This window comes from Pseudomonas sp. TE31087 (genome assembly GCF_057284075.1).
The window spans coordinates 531,720-547,058 of sequence record NZ_JBXVNN010000001.1 but is presented as its reverse complement, the minus strand read 5'-3'; the positions used below and the strand labels follow the sequence as shown (position 1 = coordinate 547,058).

The window sequence follows — 15,339 nt, the reverse complement described above, 5'->3', positions numbered from 1 at the left end:
CCACCCTCCCCCTTTATTTGGAGCGCCCATGAGCTCACGCAACCCAGTCCTCTGGCCCGAAGGCATGTTCGTCAAGCCACAGCATTTCCAGCAACAGGCCAGGGCCAGCGACGCCGCGGTCCAGCAGCGCGTCAGCAGCCTGAATGCGGCGTTCTACGGCTTCAGCGAACTGCAGCTGAACCAGGAGTACCTGAGCCTTGGCAAGGTGGCCATCACCCGGGCCCGCGGCATCATGCCGGACGGCACGGTATTCGACATTCCCGGCGACCTGCCGCCGCCCGCCCTGGAAATCACCGACGACGGCACGCAACGCAACGAGGTGTTCCTGTGCCTGCCATTGCGCACCGAAGGGGGACGCGAAGTCAGCTGGCCCGAGAGCGGCGGCAACTACCGCTACGGCGCCCAGCCCCTGGAGATCAAGGACACCCACAGCGCCGACGGCGACCTGGTGCAGGTGGACCAGGCGGTCCCCAACCTTCAACTCATGCGCGAGACCGAGGACAACAGCGCCTACTCCCGGCTGCCCCTTGCCTGGATCCTCGAGCGCCGGCCCGACGGCAGCCTGCTGCTGGACGACGATTTCTACCCCACCTGTGTCTCGATTCAGGCGGCCCCGGCACTCAAGCGGTTTCTCGACGAAGTCAGCAACACCTTGCGCGAGCGAGCGCGCAACCTCGCGACGCGTATCGGCTCGCCCGGCCAGTCGGGGGTGGCCGACATCCGCGACTTCAATCTGCTGCAAGCCATGAACCGTTGGTGGCCGTGCTTCCAGCACCTGGCCCGTCAGCCCCATACCCACCCTGAACAGCTCTACCTGAGCCTGAGCCAGGCGTGCGGCGAGCTGCTGACCTTCACCGACGACGAGCGCCTGCCGCCGGAGCCGCCAGCCTACCGGCACAACGCCCTGCGCCAGTCGTTCAAGCCGCTGGAGGATGCACTGCGCCGTACCCTGAGCATCGTCCGGCAACCGCGGGCCGTTTCCCTGCCATTGGTGGCGCAGCCATTCGGCGTGCTGACCGTGACCCTGGACGATCGCCGCCTGATCGACGAGGCAACCTTCATCCTCGCGGTGCACGCCGACCTGCCCGCCGAGACGTTCCAGCAGTCGTTCCTGCAGAAAACCAAGATCACCTCCCTCGAGGCACTGGCTGACCTGGTGCCACTGCAACTGCCCGGCATTGCGCTGCGACCGATGCCCGTGGCACCGCGGGAGCTGCCGTTCCATGCCGGCTTCAGCTACTTCGAACTCGACCGGCGCAGCCCGAACTGGGCCGCAATGAAGGACAGCAACGGCTTTGGCCTGCATGTCGCGGGGGAGTTCCCGGGGCTCCAGTTGCAGTTCTGGGCGATACGGAGCGAATGAAATGACCGAAGCTGCGAACAACCGACACCTTGTATCAGGCGACAACATGCGAACCGAGCTCGCCGATAGGAGCCAGGCACAGCAACCCATACCGGCCCCCGCCAGCGCGATGGACCACCCGGACTACGTACCCGACCCGGACTTCCAGCTCCGTGGAGCCTTCAGCAACCAGATGATCGATGCGGCGATGCCCCTGTTCGGCCTGGTGATGCGTCTGCGCAAGCAGGAAAGCCACCGGGATATCCCGTTCCTCTACAACGCCGTCTACAACCAGGTCAACGCCATCGTCGAGGAGATGCGCCGGTACGACTACGAGCCGGCCCAGCTGCAGGCCCACTCCTACGCGCTGTGCCTGTATATCGACGAGGCCGTGATGTCCACGCCATGGGGCAAGAGCTCACTGTGGAGCCAGAAGCCCCTGCTCAGCGTCTTCCACCACGAGACCTGGGGTGGCGAGAAGATCTTCACCGTGCTGTCGCGCATGATGCAGGAGCCCAAGCGCTACCAGGACGTCCTGGAGTTCATCTACCTCTGCCTGTGCCTGGGCCTGCGCGGCAAGTACGGCATCGACCCCAAGGGCGACGAGGCGCTGCAGGCCCTCATTCTCAAGCTGCGCGAAATCATCCTCGAACTGCGCGGCCCGCCCCCGGACCTGTTCGGCGACCCGCTGGCCAACGTTGCCCCGCGAGACGTGCGCCTGCGCCGCGAATGGCCCTGGTGGAGCCCGCTGGTGGTTTCGGCGATCGCCCTGGCCGGGCTGTACGGCTACTACCGCTACCGCCTGGACCTGCTCACCCGCGAGGCGATCGAGGCGCTGAACACCCTGCTGCAGCCGTGAACGGCGCGCCCGAAGCAATGGATTTTCGGGGCCTGCGCCCCGTTGACAAGCCCATCGAGCCCGATGGCCACGCCACTTCCCGTGTGCGTGCTTACCCACATGGATGCAGGAGATATCTGCCATGCCAACACCCGCTTACATCAAGATCGAAGGCAAGACCCAAGGCCTGCTCACCGCAGGCGCCTTCACCTCCGACTCCGTCGGCAACGTGTTTGTCGAAGGCCATGAAGACGAGATCCTGGTGCAGGAAATCAAGCACAAGGTGACCGTGCCCACCGACCCGCAAAGCGGCCAGCCGACCGGACAGCGGGTACACAAGCCGTTCATCTTCACCAGTGCGCTGAACAAGGCGACCCCGCTGATGTACAACGCCCTGGCGTCCGGTGAAATGCTGCCCAAGGTCACGGTCAACTGGTACCGCACCTCGGTGGAGGGCAAGCAGGAGCACTTCTTCACCACCGAGCTCACCGACGCCACCATCGTCGATATCAACACCGTCATGCCCCATGCCCAGGACAAGAAGAACGCCGACTTCACGCAGTTGATCGAGGTGTCCCTGGCCTACCGCAAGATCACCTGGGATCACACCGTCGCGGGCACCGCGGGCTCCGACGACTGGCGCGCGCCCGTCGTCTGACCCGACCGCAGGGTTCCGGGCAGGCACGCCTGCCCGGGCTTCAGCCACCGTCAGAAGGCGGACAGGGACTTTCCATGCCTAATCAATCCGACCTGAGCTACCGCTTCGAGCCCCTGGCCAGCCAGGACCCGTTCGAAGTGGTCTCCTTCACCCTCGACGAAGCCCTCAGCACCCCGTTCAGGCTGGTGCTCGAACTGGTCAGCTACGAAGACAACGTCGATTTCGCCCACCTGCTCGACAAGCCCGCGCTGTTCACCATCCTGCGCGGCCAGCGACCGATGCGCCATGTACACGGCCTGATCAGCGCCTTCAGCCAGGGCGACACCGGCAACTGCCGCACCCGCTACCAGGCCGTGATCGAGCCCAAGCTGGCCCGCGCCGGGCTGCGTTCGAACTGGCGCATCTTCCAGCAACAAAGCGTGCCGCAGATCCTCGAAACCCTGTTCAAGGCCCAGCGCATCACCGACTTCGAACTGGGCCACAGCTTCCCCCACGCGCCCCGCGAGTTCTGCGTCCAGGCCGGCGAAACCGACCTCGCCTTCATCACCCGCCTGGCCGCCGAGGAAGGCTTCATCTACCGCTTCGTCCACAGCGCCAAGGGCCACCGCCTGCTCATCAGCGACCGCGTGCTGACCCTGGGCATGATCAGCTCCAGCCTGGTCAAGATCGAAGACGATGACGACGACGAAGGCTTCATCGACGACGACTACCCCGACCCGCTGGCCGTGCTCTACCACGCCAACAGCGGCGGCGACCAGGCCCGCCCCTGCCTGCGCCGCCTGCACTACCGCGAACAGGTGCGCACGGCCCGCCAGGTGCAACGCGACTACTCCTTCACCCACCCGGCCTACCACCTGCAGCAGGAGTTCAACGCCAGCGACCTGCAGCACCAGGCCGACGACTACGAGCGCTTCGACTACCCCGGCCGCTACAAGCGTGACGAAGTCGGCATCCCCTTCACCCGCACCCGCCTCACCGCCCTGCGCCACGACGCGCGCATCGCCGAGGTCGAGGGCGACGACGTGCGCCTGCAGCCGGGCCTGAGCTTCGACCTGGTCGAACACCCCCGCGCAGACCTCAACATCCATTGGCGGGTGGCCAGCGTGCGCCACGAGGGCGCGCAGTTCACCAGCCTGCAGGAGGAAGCCGCCGGCGCCGAACAAGGCACGCGCTACATGCAAAAGGCCCTGCTGGTGCCCGGGCGCATCGAGTGGCGCCCCGAGGCGCCGCCCAAGCCGCGCATCGACGGGCCGCACATGGCCACGGTGGTCGGCCCCGAGGGCGAGGAGATCTTTTGCGACGAGTGGGGGCGGGTCAAGGTCAGCTTCCCCTGGGACCGCGAGAGCCGCGACAACGAGTACAGCTCCTGCTGGGTGCGGGTGTCCCAGGGCTGGGCCGGCGGCGGCTGGGGCGCCATGGCCATCCCGCGGATCGGCCAGGACGTGGTCATCCAGTACGTCAACGCCGATCCCGACCAACCGATGATCACCGGACGCACCTACTGCGGCAACCAGCGGCCGCCCTACGAACTGCCCAAGCACCGCACGCGCATGACCATCAAGAGCAAGACCCACAAGGGGCAAGGCTTCAACGAGCTGCGCTTCGAGGATGAACTGGGACAGGAAGAGGTGTTCATCCATGCGCAGCGGGATCAGAACAATGTGGTCAAGCATGATGAGACCACGCAGGTTGGCAATGATCGACGTGAGGAGGTTGGCCATGACGAAGTGCTCGACGTCGCCAACAACCGTCGCGAAACCATCGGCAACGACGACCAGGTGACGATTGGCCATGACGCGCTGCTGGACATCGGCCATAGCCAAACCATCACGATTGCCCAGGACCGCACGGTGCGGGTGGGCAATCATCGCTTTGACAGCACGGCAGCCAACCACAGCGTCAGCGTGGGTGGCCATATGCAGCAGACCATCGAGGGCCACCTTGAACTGAAGGCCGGCCAGGCCATTCGGCAGCACACCCGGAGCTACGAAATCCATGCCTCGCAGAGCATCACCCTCAAAGCGCCAGGCGGCACGCTGCGCATCGACGGCGACGGGATCACGCTCGATGGCGTGGCGCTGATCCTGAAAGCGCCGCTGAGCCAGAACGCCAGCGGTAGCGGCAACGAACTGTCGATCACCAGCCAGGTGTTGCAGGGGCTTGAAGAATGCGTGGAGCACCAGCGATGAAACCTGAATATCTGCTCGACCTGGTGGCACAGGCGCGTAAACCCGACGATTTCCTCTACCTGCTGCTCGACCCGCTTGCCAACTGCGGTCCCGAACATCCCTTGAGCATTGCAGCGCTGACCCGGCAACTGGGAGTAGAGGCAGTCGAATGTGTGATGCGCGACGACCTGGCGCACCTGACAGCGGAGTGTCCGACCCTGGTCGAGCTGGCGGCGCCCGGCCAGCCCGCTGACACACTGCTTCAGCTCACTGCCGTCCATGCCCTGTCAGAAGTGGACTTCGACAGACGCCATGTCTGCGGTTGGCTATTGAGCGAACAGCCATTGCCGGTCATCGCCCGGCACCTCGCGGCCCGTTGCTTGACCATGCCCCCGGTGGCCGGTCCGGCAACGGCTCCCTGGTTCGAGCCTTTGCGCCTGGAGTTGCTGCACGCCACGATGCTCGATATCAGCGATGTGCTATGGCCCTTGAGCGCATGGTTGTACCCAACCGCCTGCGGCACCTTCGCCTGCGTGCAAGGCCGTGCGTTCGCCAGGGATCTGGTCATACCGCACGCCGTCCGCGAACTGCAGTACATGGCCCCTCAAGTCAGGTGCCTGCTGGGTGCCTGGCGTTTGCTGAACCAATCGCCCCCGAGCTACTCGCCCTTGGCGTGGAAGGGCCCCTCGAGCCTTCCGCCCCAGGCGCCCTTCCATGTGTACCAACTGATCGTCGCGGCCTGGGCGCGTGGGCTTGTGGACCTCGATGACGCTTCATGCCTGGTCCTGCACCAGATCATGATCCATCCACGCCTGCTCGAACACCCCACCATCCAGCACGACTTCAACCAAGCCGTAGCGGGCGAGTGCCGCCTGGTCTCGCGCTTCGCCACCTACAGCGACTACGACTGGTCCAAAGTCGTCGCCGCGCTGCCCCAGTCTCGGAGCTATCCATGACCCTCAGCCTCAGTCAATCCATCCTGGACGCACAACGCCAAGCCATCCCCGTCCCCAAGCCCCGCTGTTCCGCCTGCCAGCGTATCGGCCTGCCCATCCTCCTGCTGCGTACCGCCTACGCCCCCAGCCCCAAGACTCTGAGCACGCGCAACCTGCCCAACTACAACGGGGTCGCCGGCATCCCCATGCACAACGAACAGTTGCGCATCCTGCGCCAGGGCTATGTCTACGTGCTGCTCGACCAACAGGTCTGGCACGCCTACCAGGTCACCCCCGAAGGGGCACTGCGCCAGTTCCCGGCCTTCCAGCCACCCCCGCAAGCCGGCAAACCCTTGTCCACGGCCTGCCGGCAAGAACATCACGATGTCATCGCGTCGTTCATCAACATCAACACCCTGCTGTACTCGACCGCCTGGATCGCCTTCGCCAACGACCCCTGGCCCAAGCCCGTGCTGGACCAGTACAAGCACGCCATCGCGAACAACGACCCCGAGCTCACCAGCCGCTTCCTCGCACTCGACCTGAAAGCGGCCCGCGAAGCGCCCGCCAGTGTGGGCCGGGCCATGCGCGCAGACCGCCTGCAACTCGACGAGGTCCTGGAATACGCCGTGCCCAGCACCGGCCCCTTCACCAGCGTCCATGGCTTCTACCCTCGCCTTGAGCGCCTGGCGGCCACGCGCACGTACATCGCTGCCCTGATACAACGCGAAGAGCTCGCCGACGGCGTGCTCGCGCTGACGGTGCCAGACCCCGTCGGCATGGTCCAGGAGTGCAACGCGCAACGCCTCGCCTGGGTCCAGGCCCTGCAGGCCTGGCGCGCCGAGCCGCAACGGCACTTCGAGCATTTCACCTCCCTGGCCCTGCTCGGCATTCGCGAGCTGAACGCCACGCTGGCCGCCGGCGAGGCTGCCGCCGAAGTCGAGCGAGAAGTACGGGAGGTCGAGCGCTGGAACAGCAGCCCCCTGCTCGCCGCCAAGGCTCCCCTCCCCGCCGTGGATGTCGAGGCCCAATTACCGCGTAGGATCGAGCGCAAGCAGCAGGAAGCACGGGAGCGCTTCGAGGAACGCTACGACGAGGGCGAACGCAGCGCCTTCGCCAGCGCTTACGAGACCGAACTGCACAACCGCCAACAGCTGATCGACCAGCTGGCCACCTTGTATGCCGAGCTCTACGCCGCCCCGGCGTTTCAACGCATCGCCTACAACGACTACAGCGCCATCGACTGGCGCTCGACGGAGTACTTCGTGCGCATGCTGGGCACCTGTCTGTACGGCGGCCCCAGCGAAACCCAGCCGCAGGACGGCGCCGCGCTCGGCGCGAGCCAACGGCTGTGGCAACAGGAACTGGAAGACCCCGACAGCCTGCTTTACCAGGCCCTGGTCGCCAAGCACCAAGGGCTGCTCCGGCAACTGCTGGAGGCCTTGACCAGCCAGGACCTGAGCAAGGTCTACGACACGGTCAAGGGCCTCACCACCAGCTACGAGGGCCAGCAGCTGATGGTCAAGCCGGTGCGCGACGCCATCGGCCAGTTGCTCGCCGCCACCGCCAATGCTGGCAACACCCTCCACAGCCACCTGTCCGCCGGCGCCCGGCAGATGATCGGCTACGTGCACAGCGCGGCGCTGCTGCGTTTTGCCGGGCAGCACATGACGCAGCTCGTCGTGCCGCTCAGGGCGGGCGAATACCTGAAGCTGCTCAACGAGGGCCTGCAGGCGCGCACCGATGCGCTGCGGGGCCAGCTGGACCAAGCTTTTCGTAAACCCGCCGCGCACAAGGTCAACGCCATGCTGCTCAGCGGCGCCATCACCGCGGCAGTGTCCGGCAAGCACGGCAAGGTTGTGGAACTGGTGCTCTGGACCATGGAAAGCGCCGAGGACCTGCAGGCCCGGTTGCAGCACCTGCAGGCCAGCGCGGGTACTGGTGCTGGCGAGGCCTTGCGCAGCGTGCGCATAGGGGCAGACAGCCTGCAATACCAGGCCGCCCACAGCCTGCGCCTGCTCAGCCTGAGCGCGGACCAGACCCGCGCCCTGGCCCGTGAAGCCATGGGCAACCTGCGCAGTGGCTTGTCTGGCCTGGGGCCGGGCCGCGCGGACTTGATGTTGAGCCTGGGTGGGTTGTGGTTCCAGCAGGACAGCCTGCGCAGGAATCATGACGCGCTGAACGCGATCCCGGGCAATGCGGAGGCCGAAGCGTTGGCGGCGGTCTGGTCGTCGTCCATCGGGGTTTTGGGGTTGAGTATTGAGGCGACAGGGAAAGCGATCGAGATATTGCGGCCTGCCCGGGTCGCCGTGACGGCGGGCTCGACATTGATGCAGGGGACGCAGCTTGTGAGGTACGGTGGTGCAATCGCGGCCGTGGCCGGATTTGCCGATAGTGCTAACTATGTATTAGCGGCTCAGCGAACAGCCTCCCAGGGAGATGAATCATCCAAAGAATTATACTATTGGGCCGGGCTGTCAGCGATTTTCTCAGCAGGAGCAGGAGTAAGCACGCTGTTATTTGGCACCGCATTACTGGGTCCTGTAGGGATAGCGATAGTATTTGCACTCTCAGCCTATGTGTTTGCGACGGCTGCCAAGAAAAACGAATCGTCCCCACTGGAAATCTGGGCACGCCAATCCAGGTGGGGGCTGCCGGCGTCACATCGTGAATGGCAGGTAGCAGAAGACAACGACAACGCTATAGGTGCTCTGAATGCTGCCCGATTGGGCATCACTGCGCACGCCTCAATAGATATAACATTCAAAGAAACACACCCTCCGAAAACGATAGAGCCGTTCGTCACGCTGAGGGACAGCTTCTCGGTTCCACTCGAAACACGCCTGAACTACACAATCACCATTCCTAACTTTGTTCACGGACAGGCAAAATACGAATGGACGCTGGTAATTTATTCACCGGGTAGAAACACTGTACCGACCGTATACTCAGGAGACAGCGACAAGGAAAAAACCGAGTTATATGAAAACACTGGCAGCCCAGAGGATTGTTTTCGCCACGGAAAGACCCTAAGAATAAAAGGAAGCACACCAACCGCAGATTTCAAAACTATCGACGCCTTTGAGTTAACAGTCAGCTATTGGCCCGACAAGAGCGACACCACAAACCTAGCGAGACTAGTAAAAAAACAAGACAAACTGGACACAAGGGGATAAAAATGAAACGACCTACCCTGATCCGTCCATGTTCAGGCTGGAAAGAGGACTTCACCCCCCCAAACAACCCGACTAAAGTCGACCCTTCTCCCATACTGCTAAGCTCAAATCATCAAGACGACATCTACTTGGAAATACCTCGCAACTCAGTCCGCACTGGAGGACTACTATTCCTATGCTTACCGCCTAGCATCACATTAATAGCAATATCCATAGAGCCAATAATAGACAGCATCCAGCATAGCGATCTCGGGCGCCTACTTATTGAACTGGTAGTTCTTGCCATTGTGAGCTGGCAAGCAGCATCTTTTTATCGCCTTGTCCGCTCCACACCACGTGATGAGCCAATACGTTTCAACCGTGCCCGTCAAAAAATCTACGCTTACAACTTTACGTTCTGTTGGTGAAAGAACCCTTTCATTCCATGGCCAATAAGAATCGTCAGCTACGACTGGAAGGATGTACGCGCCGAACGCTGGAGAAAACAGGCTGTCACCCACCAAGGCTCGCACCTCGTGAAGACAGGGATCATGTTGTCCATCGTCGAACCGGGTACCAACAAGGTCATCGACCGGTTCCCTTTGAGTAATACGTATGGGGAAGAGTCCATCTGGGCCTACATCTGCACTTATATGCTACATGGTTTTGATGCTGTTTTACCTGCCCCACATAATGAAGATCACAACCTTCTTCTCTGGTATCAGTTCGCCAAGCACCTAGCGCCAGAGGTCAAGTGGCCTGAGGTGATCGATCACGAGTCGCGAACCAGCCCACAGTCCGTTCCACCTGTAAAGGTAACGTTGTCATGACGCATGCTTTTGATCAGACCTTCAGTTACTGGCCCGACAAGGGTAATACCGCAGATCTAGTCAGCCCTGCGAAAAAAGAACAACTGAACACGACGAGACAACCATGAAGAATAGGCCTACCCTAGCGCCTCCATGCCCAGGCTGGAAGGAAGACTTCAATCTCCCAAATGACCCTCCCAACATAGAGCTCTGTTCCGAACTCTTGAGTACAAACCATCAAGACGACACCTATCTGGAGACATCCCGAAGCTCGATCATCATGCGTGAACTACTGCTCGCGTGCGCATTGATCAACAGCCCATTTCTCATGCTGGCCGCCGGCCTAATAATTAATAGCGCAATACATAACCAGCACAACCTCATCTTACTAAAGCTGGCCATCCTATTATTAGCAACCTGCCAGACAGCATCATTCCTACGCATGATCCGCCTCACCCCGCGCGATGAACCCATACGTTTCAACCGTGCACGCCAAAAAATCTATGCTTACAATTTCACATACTGCTGGTGGAATCCTTTCATTCCATGGCCAATAAAAACCGTCAGCTACGACTGGAAAGATGTCCGCGCAGAGCGTTGGAGAAAACAAGCCGTAACTCACCAAGGCTCACACCTCGTAAAAACGGGGATCATGCTGTCCATCGTGGAACCAGGCACCAACAACGTCATCGACCGGTTCCCTTTGACCAACCTGGTTGGTGATGAGTCAGTTTGGACCTATATCTGCACTTACATGCAACATGGCCTCTCCGCTGTCCCTCCCGCCCCGCTCAATAGAGATCACAACGATCTCCTCTGGTGCCAATTCGCCATGCGTCTGGCACCAAAGGTCAAGTGGCCAGAAGCAATAGACTACGAATCACGAACGGCCCCACAAACCGCTCCACTTGCCCAGGTAGAGTCGCCATGAAGCCTGTCGTCCTCGTCGGCCATCGCCACCTTTGCCCTCTCCACGGGGAAGGCACTGTCATCAGTGGCGCGGGCAGTGCCGCAGTGAATGGTCGTGCAATCGCACGCATAGGGGATGAACTCAGCTGCGGTGCGGTCATCGAGACCGGTGCAGCGCATACGCTCATTGAGGGCAGCCCTGCGGCGCGCCAGGGAGACAAGACAAGCCATGGCGGGACACTGATAGAAGGTGAACCCGCCTGGCTGATCGAATAGGGCTAGCTAGAGTCGCCGAGCATCATCATGACGGTCGCAACGCTTGCACCCTGCGTGTGAAGAGGGAGACTGCCAGCGAGAACAGATAACCCGGCCACAATCAGATGCCCACTGTGGCCGGCCCAAATACTGAAATGAACCTGCAACCACCAAATCCCAGGCACAAAAAAAGAGGCCTTTCGGCCTCTTCTTTGTGATCCCAGCGACGCACTGTGGATCGAATTTGGAGCGGGAAACGAGACTCGAACTCGCGACCCCGACCTTGGCAAGGTCGTGCTCTACCAACTGAGCTATTCCCGCGTCGTGATGGGTGCCATTCTAGCGATTTCCAGAACGGCGTCAACCCCTTGATTCAAAAAAACTTTTACTTCTGCTCCGAACCTTCGCGCAGGTGCGGCCAGGCGGCCAGCAGGTAGTGCACCATCGAGATCAGGGTCAGGCCCGCCGCCACCAGCAGCAGCCCATAGCCCAGCACCACCCAGAAGGTCAGCAGCGGCGGGTTGGCCAGCAGGATCACCAGCGCCAGCATCTGCGCGGCGGTCTTCCACTTGCCCAGGTTCGACACCGCCACGTGGGCGCGGGCGCCGAGTTCGGCCATCCACTCGCGCAGCGCCGAGACGACGATCTCGCGGCCGATGATCACTGCCGCCGGCAGCGTCAGCCAGAAGTTGGCGTGCACCTGCACCAGCAGGACCAGGGCCACGGCGACCATCAGCTTGTCGGCCACAGGGTCGAGGAAGGCGCCGAACGGGGTGCTCTGCTGCAACCGACGCGCCAGGTAGCCGTCGAGCCAGTCGGTGGCGGCGGCGATGGCGAACACCGTGCTGGCGGCCATGTAGCTCCAGTGATAGGGCACATAGAACAGCAGGATGAAGATCGGGATGAGCAGGACGCGTAGAACGGTGAGCAGGTTTGGAATATTCATCGGTACGACTGGCTGCGAGTTGAACCCGGCATTCTACTCGCTATGCAGGCTGGCATAAATCGACTCGGCAAGCTTTTTACTGATGCCGGGGGCTTTGGCGATCTCGTCGACACTGGCGCGGTTGAGCTCCTGCAGGCCGCCGAAATGTTTCAGCAGGTCGCGACGGCGCTTGGGCCCGACCCCGGCGACGTCCTCCAGGCTCGAGGTGCGTCGGGCCTTGCCGCGCCGGGCGCGGTGGCCGGTGATGGCGAAGCGGTGGGCTTCGTCGCGGATCTGCTGGATCAGGTGCAGGGCCGGCGAGTCGCCCTTGAGGGTGAACTCGTGGGCCACGTCATTCAGGTACAGGGTCTCGAAACCGGCCTTGCGGGTCACGCCCTTGGCCACCCCCAGCAGCGTCAGGTCAGCAAAGCCCAGTTCCTGCATCACGTCGCGGGCCATGTTCAGCTGGCCCTTGCCGCCGTCCACCAGCAGCACGTCAGGTAGCTTGCCCTCGCCGTCCTTGATCCGCCCATAGCGGCGCTGCAAGGCCTGGTGCATGGCCGCGTAGTCGTCGCCAGCGGTAACGCCTTCGATGTTGAAGCGGCGGTAGTCGGACTTGAGCGGGCCTTCGGGGCCGAACACCACGCAGCTGGCCACGGTGGCCTCGCCGCTGGAGTGGCTGATGTCGTAGCACTCCAGGCGCTGCGGCACCTCGTCCAGGTCGAGCACCTGGGCCAGCGCCTCGAAGCGCGCGGCCATGTGCTGGCGGTTGGCCAGGCGGGCATTGAGGGCCTGCTCGGCATTGGTCACCGCCAACTGCTGCCAGCGCGCGCGGGTGCCGCGCACCCGGTGGCTGATGCTGATTTCGCGGCCGCGCAGCGTCTGCAGCGCCTCGCTGATGGCGGCGAAGTCGTCGTGCACCACGTTGACGATCAGCTCGCCCGGCAGCTCGCGCTCGGCGTTGCCCAGGTAGTACTGGGACAGGAACGCGGCCATGACCTCGGCCACCTCCTCCTCAATGCCCACCTGGGGGAAGAAGTTCTTGCTGCCCAGCACCCGGCCGCCACGCACGCTGATCAGGTGCACGCAGGCGCCGCCCGGGTTGACGAAGGCCGCCACCACGTCGACGTCGCCGGAGCCGCCCTCCATGTACTGCTGGTCCTGGACCCGGCGCAGCAGGGCGATCTGGTCGCGCAGCTCGGCGGCCTTCTCGAAGTTCAGGGCCATGGCGGCCTTTTCCATCTCGGCGCTGAGCTCGTTGCCCAGCTGCTGGCTGCGGCCTTCGAGGAACATCACCGAGTGGCGCACGTCCTCGGCGTACTCCTCGGCGGCGACCAGCCCCACGCACGGCCCCTTGCAGCGTTTGATCTGGTACTGCAGGCACGGGCGGGTGCGGTTGGCGTAGTAGCTGTCCTCGCACTGGCGCACCGAGAACGCCTTCTGCAACAGGCTCAGGCTCTCGCGGATGGCACCGGCGCTGGGGTACGGGCCGAAATAGCGGCCCTTGGCCTTCTTCGCGCCGCGGTGGATGCCCAGGCGCGGGAATTCGCCGTCAGACAAGAATACGTACGGGTAGGACTTATCGTCGCGCAGCAGGATGTTGTAGGGCGGTCGCCATTCCTTGATCAGCGTCTGCTCGAGCAGCAGCGCCTCGGTCTCGTTGGCGGTGATGGTGGTTTCGACCTGGGCGATGCGCCCCACCAGGGCAGCCGTCTTCGGCGCCAGCCCGGTCTTGCGGAAATAGCTGGCCAGGCGCTTCTTGAGGTTCTTGGCCTTGCCCACGTACAGCAGCCGGGCTTCGGCGTCGAACATCCGGTACACGCCCGGGCGACCGCTGCAGGTCGCCAGGAACGCGCTTGCATCAAAAGGTTGTGACATGAGGTGTGTGCTTACAGACTTGCGTCGACCATACCGTGGCGGACAGCCAGCAAGGTCAGTTCGACGTCGCTGGTGACCGAGAGTTTTTCGAAGATTCGATAACGGTAAGTATTGACGGTCTTGGGGGACAGACACAACTTGTCAGAGATGATCTGCACCTTCTGGCAGCCGACAATCATCAGCGCAATCTGGATTTCCCGCTCGGACAACGCGTCGAACGGCGAGCCCTGCGGCTGGAACGACTTGAGCGCCAGCTGCTGGGCGATCTGCGGGCTGATGTAGCGCTGGCCGGCGAAGGCCAGGCGGATTGCCTGGACCATTTCGTCGAGCCCGGCACCCTTGGTGAGGTAGCCCGCGGCACCCGCCTGCAACAGGCGGGTGGGGAACGGGTCTTCCTCGCACACGGTCACCGCGACCACCTTGATGTCCGGATGGCTGCGCAACAGCTTGCGCGTGGCTTCCAGACCACCGATCCCTGGCATCTTCACGTCCATCAGGACCACGTCCGGCTTGAGCTCGCGGGCCAGCTTGAGGGCGGACTCGCCAGAGTCCGCCTCCCCCACCACCTGCAGCCCGTCGATGTCGGCCAGCATGCGTGTGATGCCGGTACGCACCAGATCGTGATCGTCGACCACCAGGACCCTAATCAAGCAGACACCTCGTCAGTGGGGCGATTGGATCCCGCCACCTTAACAAAATTTTTCACAACGAACCTAGCGCAAAGCGTCATGGAAATATGCCTGCCGGTCAGGCCGCCGAATGCGCAGCACTTGCGCCCCGCCCTCCTCGCCCGCCAGGCGGTTGAGCAGGTGCCAGACCGCGGCCTGGTCGGCCGAGGGCAGGCGGCGGAACGCGTCGAGCAGACGGTTCTCGTCGGACGTGAGGCTGTCCAGCGGCGCGGGGGTGTGCACGCCGCTCAGCACATAGAGCGCATCGACGCCCTTGCTGGCGACCGCCGCGAGGTAGTCCATGCGCGGCGTGCGTTCGCCGCTCTCGTATTTGCCCTGGGCGTTGGGCTCGACGCCACCGATGTCGCCAAAGATACGCTGGGTCAGCCCCAGGCGTTCGCGCTCTTCTCTGAGTCGCGGACCGAATCCGTTCATCTGCTTGCCTCCTTTGCATGAATGGAAGAAGGGTGCATCCCGCACCCGAGTGAATGCCTGCGCAGTCGTCCGGCACTATGCCAATTGGATCCAATCCTTGCAAGCCATCATTGCGCCACAGTCGGACGCCTGGGGGACATGGAAGCGCCCGACGACAGACGAAAATAGCACTTCCAAGAATCAGAAAAATCACCCAAGTCAGTAAAAAAGCGCACATCGAAGCGCGACTGAAACGGTGGAAAAAGTGGCGAAAAGCGCCATTTTGGCGTCATTTTATCGGCACAAACAAGGGTATCGTTTTTTTGACGCCCAACTTTTATCTAACTTTAAGTCATTGTTTTATAAATGATTTTTAACTTTCTCA

12 protein-coding genes, 1 tRNA gene and 1 pseudogene are annotated in these 15,339 nt (G+C 62.5%); 9 read left to right on the top strand and 5 right to left on the bottom strand.

The window, feature by feature from the left end; translation table 11 throughout:
- The first annotated feature begins 28 nt into the window (after positions 1-28).
- From tssK to ACZ899_RS02425, 9 genes and pseudogenes are all read left to right on the top strand, one after another.
- Entirely contained in the window at positions 29-1,363 is a 1,335-nt protein-coding gene (gene tssK / locus ACZ899_RS02465) for a type VI secretion system baseplate subunit TssK (RefSeq protein ID WP_234562957.1), read from the top strand.
- 46 nt (positions 1,364-1,409) lie between these two features.
- On the top strand, positions 1,410-2,201 hold the full coding sequence (gene icmH / locus ACZ899_RS02460) for a type IVB secretion system protein IcmH/DotU (RefSeq protein ID WP_234562958.1): 792 nt from the start codon (positions 1,410-1,412) through the stop codon (positions 2,199-2,201).
- A gap of 121 nt (positions 2,202-2,322) precedes the next feature.
- Positions 2,323-2,838: an Hcp family type VI secretion system effector gene (locus ACZ899_RS02455; protein WP_234562959.1), complete on the top strand. Its 516-nt coding sequence runs from the start codon at positions 2,323-2,325 to the stop codon at positions 2,836-2,838.
- Positions 2,839-2,912: 74 nt separating this feature from the next.
- On the top strand, positions 2,913-5,027 hold the full coding sequence (locus ACZ899_RS02450; RefSeq protein WP_485627258.1) for a type VI secretion system Vgr family protein: 2,115 nt from the start codon (positions 2,913-2,915) through the stop codon (positions 5,025-5,027).
- Positions 5,024-5,962: a DUF4123 domain-containing protein gene (locus tag ACZ899_RS02445; protein ID WP_186735970.1), complete on the top strand. Its 939-nt coding sequence runs from the start codon at positions 5,024-5,026 to the stop codon at positions 5,960-5,962. Before ACZ899_RS02450 ends, ACZ899_RS02445 begins: the two co-directional genes overlap by 4 nt.
- On the top strand, positions 5,959-9,117 hold the full coding sequence (locus ACZ899_RS02440) for a T6SS effector BTH_I2691 family protein (RefSeq protein ID WP_485627256.1): 3,159 nt from the start codon (positions 5,959-5,961) through the stop codon (positions 9,115-9,117). Before ACZ899_RS02445 ends, ACZ899_RS02440 begins: the two co-directional genes overlap by 4 nt.
- A 2-nt stretch (positions 9,118-9,119) precedes the next feature.
- Positions 9,120-9,926 (top strand): annotated as a pseudogene (locus ACZ899_RS02435) (DUF6708 domain-containing protein).
- A gap of 259 nt (positions 9,927-10,185) precedes the next feature.
- The gene (locus ACZ899_RS02430; RefSeq protein ID WP_234562604.1) at positions 10,186-10,836 is read left to right on the top strand and encodes a DUF6708 domain-containing protein; all 651 of its coding nucleotides are present in this window, start codon (positions 10,186-10,188) and stop codon (positions 10,834-10,836) included.
- Entirely contained in the window at positions 10,833-11,090 is a 258-nt protein-coding gene (locus ACZ899_RS02425) for a PAAR domain-containing protein (RefSeq protein ID WP_234562605.1), read from the top strand. The genes ACZ899_RS02430 and ACZ899_RS02425 overlap by 4 nt, the downstream gene beginning before the upstream one ends.
- Before the next feature lie 224 nt (positions 11,091-11,314).
- Here ACZ899_RS02425 and ACZ899_RS02420 read toward each other — a convergent pair.
- From ACZ899_RS02420 to ACZ899_RS02400, 5 genes are all read right to left on the bottom strand, one after another.
- Positions 11,315-11,390: transfer RNA gene (locus ACZ899_RS02420), tRNA-Gly, on the bottom strand.
- 64 nt (positions 11,391-11,454) lie between these two features.
- A complete protein-coding gene (gene pgsA / locus ACZ899_RS02415) occupies positions 11,455-12,015 on the bottom strand; it encodes a CDP-diacylglycerol--glycerol-3-phosphate 3-phosphatidyltransferase (protein ID WP_028692524.1) in 561 nt (186 codons plus the stop codon).
- 33 nt (positions 12,016-12,048) lie between these two features.
- Positions 12,049-13,872 (bottom strand): excinuclease ABC subunit UvrC, encoded by a 1,824-nt coding sequence (gene uvrC, locus ACZ899_RS02410; protein ID WP_050704747.1) that lies wholly within the window; start codon positions 13,870-13,872, stop codon positions 12,049-12,051.
- An 11-nt stretch (positions 13,873-13,883) separates the two neighbouring features.
- Positions 13,884-14,522 carry a response regulator transcription factor GacA gene (gene gacA / locus ACZ899_RS02405; protein WP_028692526.1) on the bottom strand — a complete coding sequence of 213 codons (639 nt, stop codon included), beginning with the start codon at positions 14,520-14,522 and terminating at the stop codon, positions 13,884-13,886.
- A gap of 63 nt (positions 14,523-14,585) precedes the next feature.
- Positions 14,586-14,975, bottom strand: coding sequence for a helix-turn-helix domain-containing protein (locus ACZ899_RS02400; protein WP_028692527.1), 390 nt, complete (start codon positions 14,973-14,975; stop codon positions 14,586-14,588).
- Between the last annotated feature and the right edge of the window lie 364 nt (positions 14,976-15,339).

What these genes read in the sequence shown, in the direction of transcription:
- tssK (WP_234562957.1), top strand. Translation starts at nt 29, where the DNA reads ATGAGCTCACGCAACCCAGTCCTCTGGCCCGAAGGCATGTTCGTCAAG.
- icmH (WP_234562958.1), top strand. Translation starts at nt 1,410, where the DNA reads ATGCGAACCGAGCTCGCCGATAGGAGCCAGGCACAGCAACCCATACCG.
- ACZ899_RS02455 (WP_234562959.1), top strand. Translation starts at nt 2,323, where the DNA reads ATGCCAACACCCGCTTACATCAAGATCGAAGGCAAGACCCAAGGCCTG.
- ACZ899_RS02450 (WP_485627258.1), top strand. Translation starts at nt 2,913, where the DNA reads ATGCCTAATCAATCCGACCTGAGCTACCGCTTCGAGCCCCTGGCCAGC.
- ACZ899_RS02445 (WP_186735970.1), top strand. Translation starts at nt 5,024, where the DNA reads ATGAAACCTGAATATCTGCTCGACCTGGTGGCACAGGCGCGTAAACCC.
- ACZ899_RS02440 (WP_485627256.1), top strand. Translation starts at nt 5,959, where the DNA reads ATGACCCTCAGCCTCAGTCAATCCATCCTGGACGCACAACGCCAAGCC.
- ACZ899_RS02430 (WP_234562604.1), top strand. Translation starts at nt 10,186, where the DNA reads ATGCGTGAACTACTGCTCGCGTGCGCATTGATCAACAGCCCATTTCTC.
- ACZ899_RS02425 (WP_234562605.1), top strand. Translation starts at nt 10,833, where the DNA reads ATGAAGCCTGTCGTCCTCGTCGGCCATCGCCACCTTTGCCCTCTCCAC.
- pgsA (WP_028692524.1), bottom strand. Translation starts at nt 12,015, where the DNA reads ATGAATATTCCAAACCTGCTCACCGTTCTACGCGTCCTGCTCATCCCG.
- uvrC (WP_050704747.1), bottom strand. Translation starts at nt 13,872, where the DNA reads ATGTCACAACCTTTTGATGCAAGCGCGTTCCTGGCGACCTGCAGCGGT.
- ACZ899_RS02400 (WP_028692527.1), bottom strand. Translation starts at nt 14,975, where the DNA reads ATGAACGGATTCGGTCCGCGACTCAGAGAAGAGCGCGAACGCCTGGGG.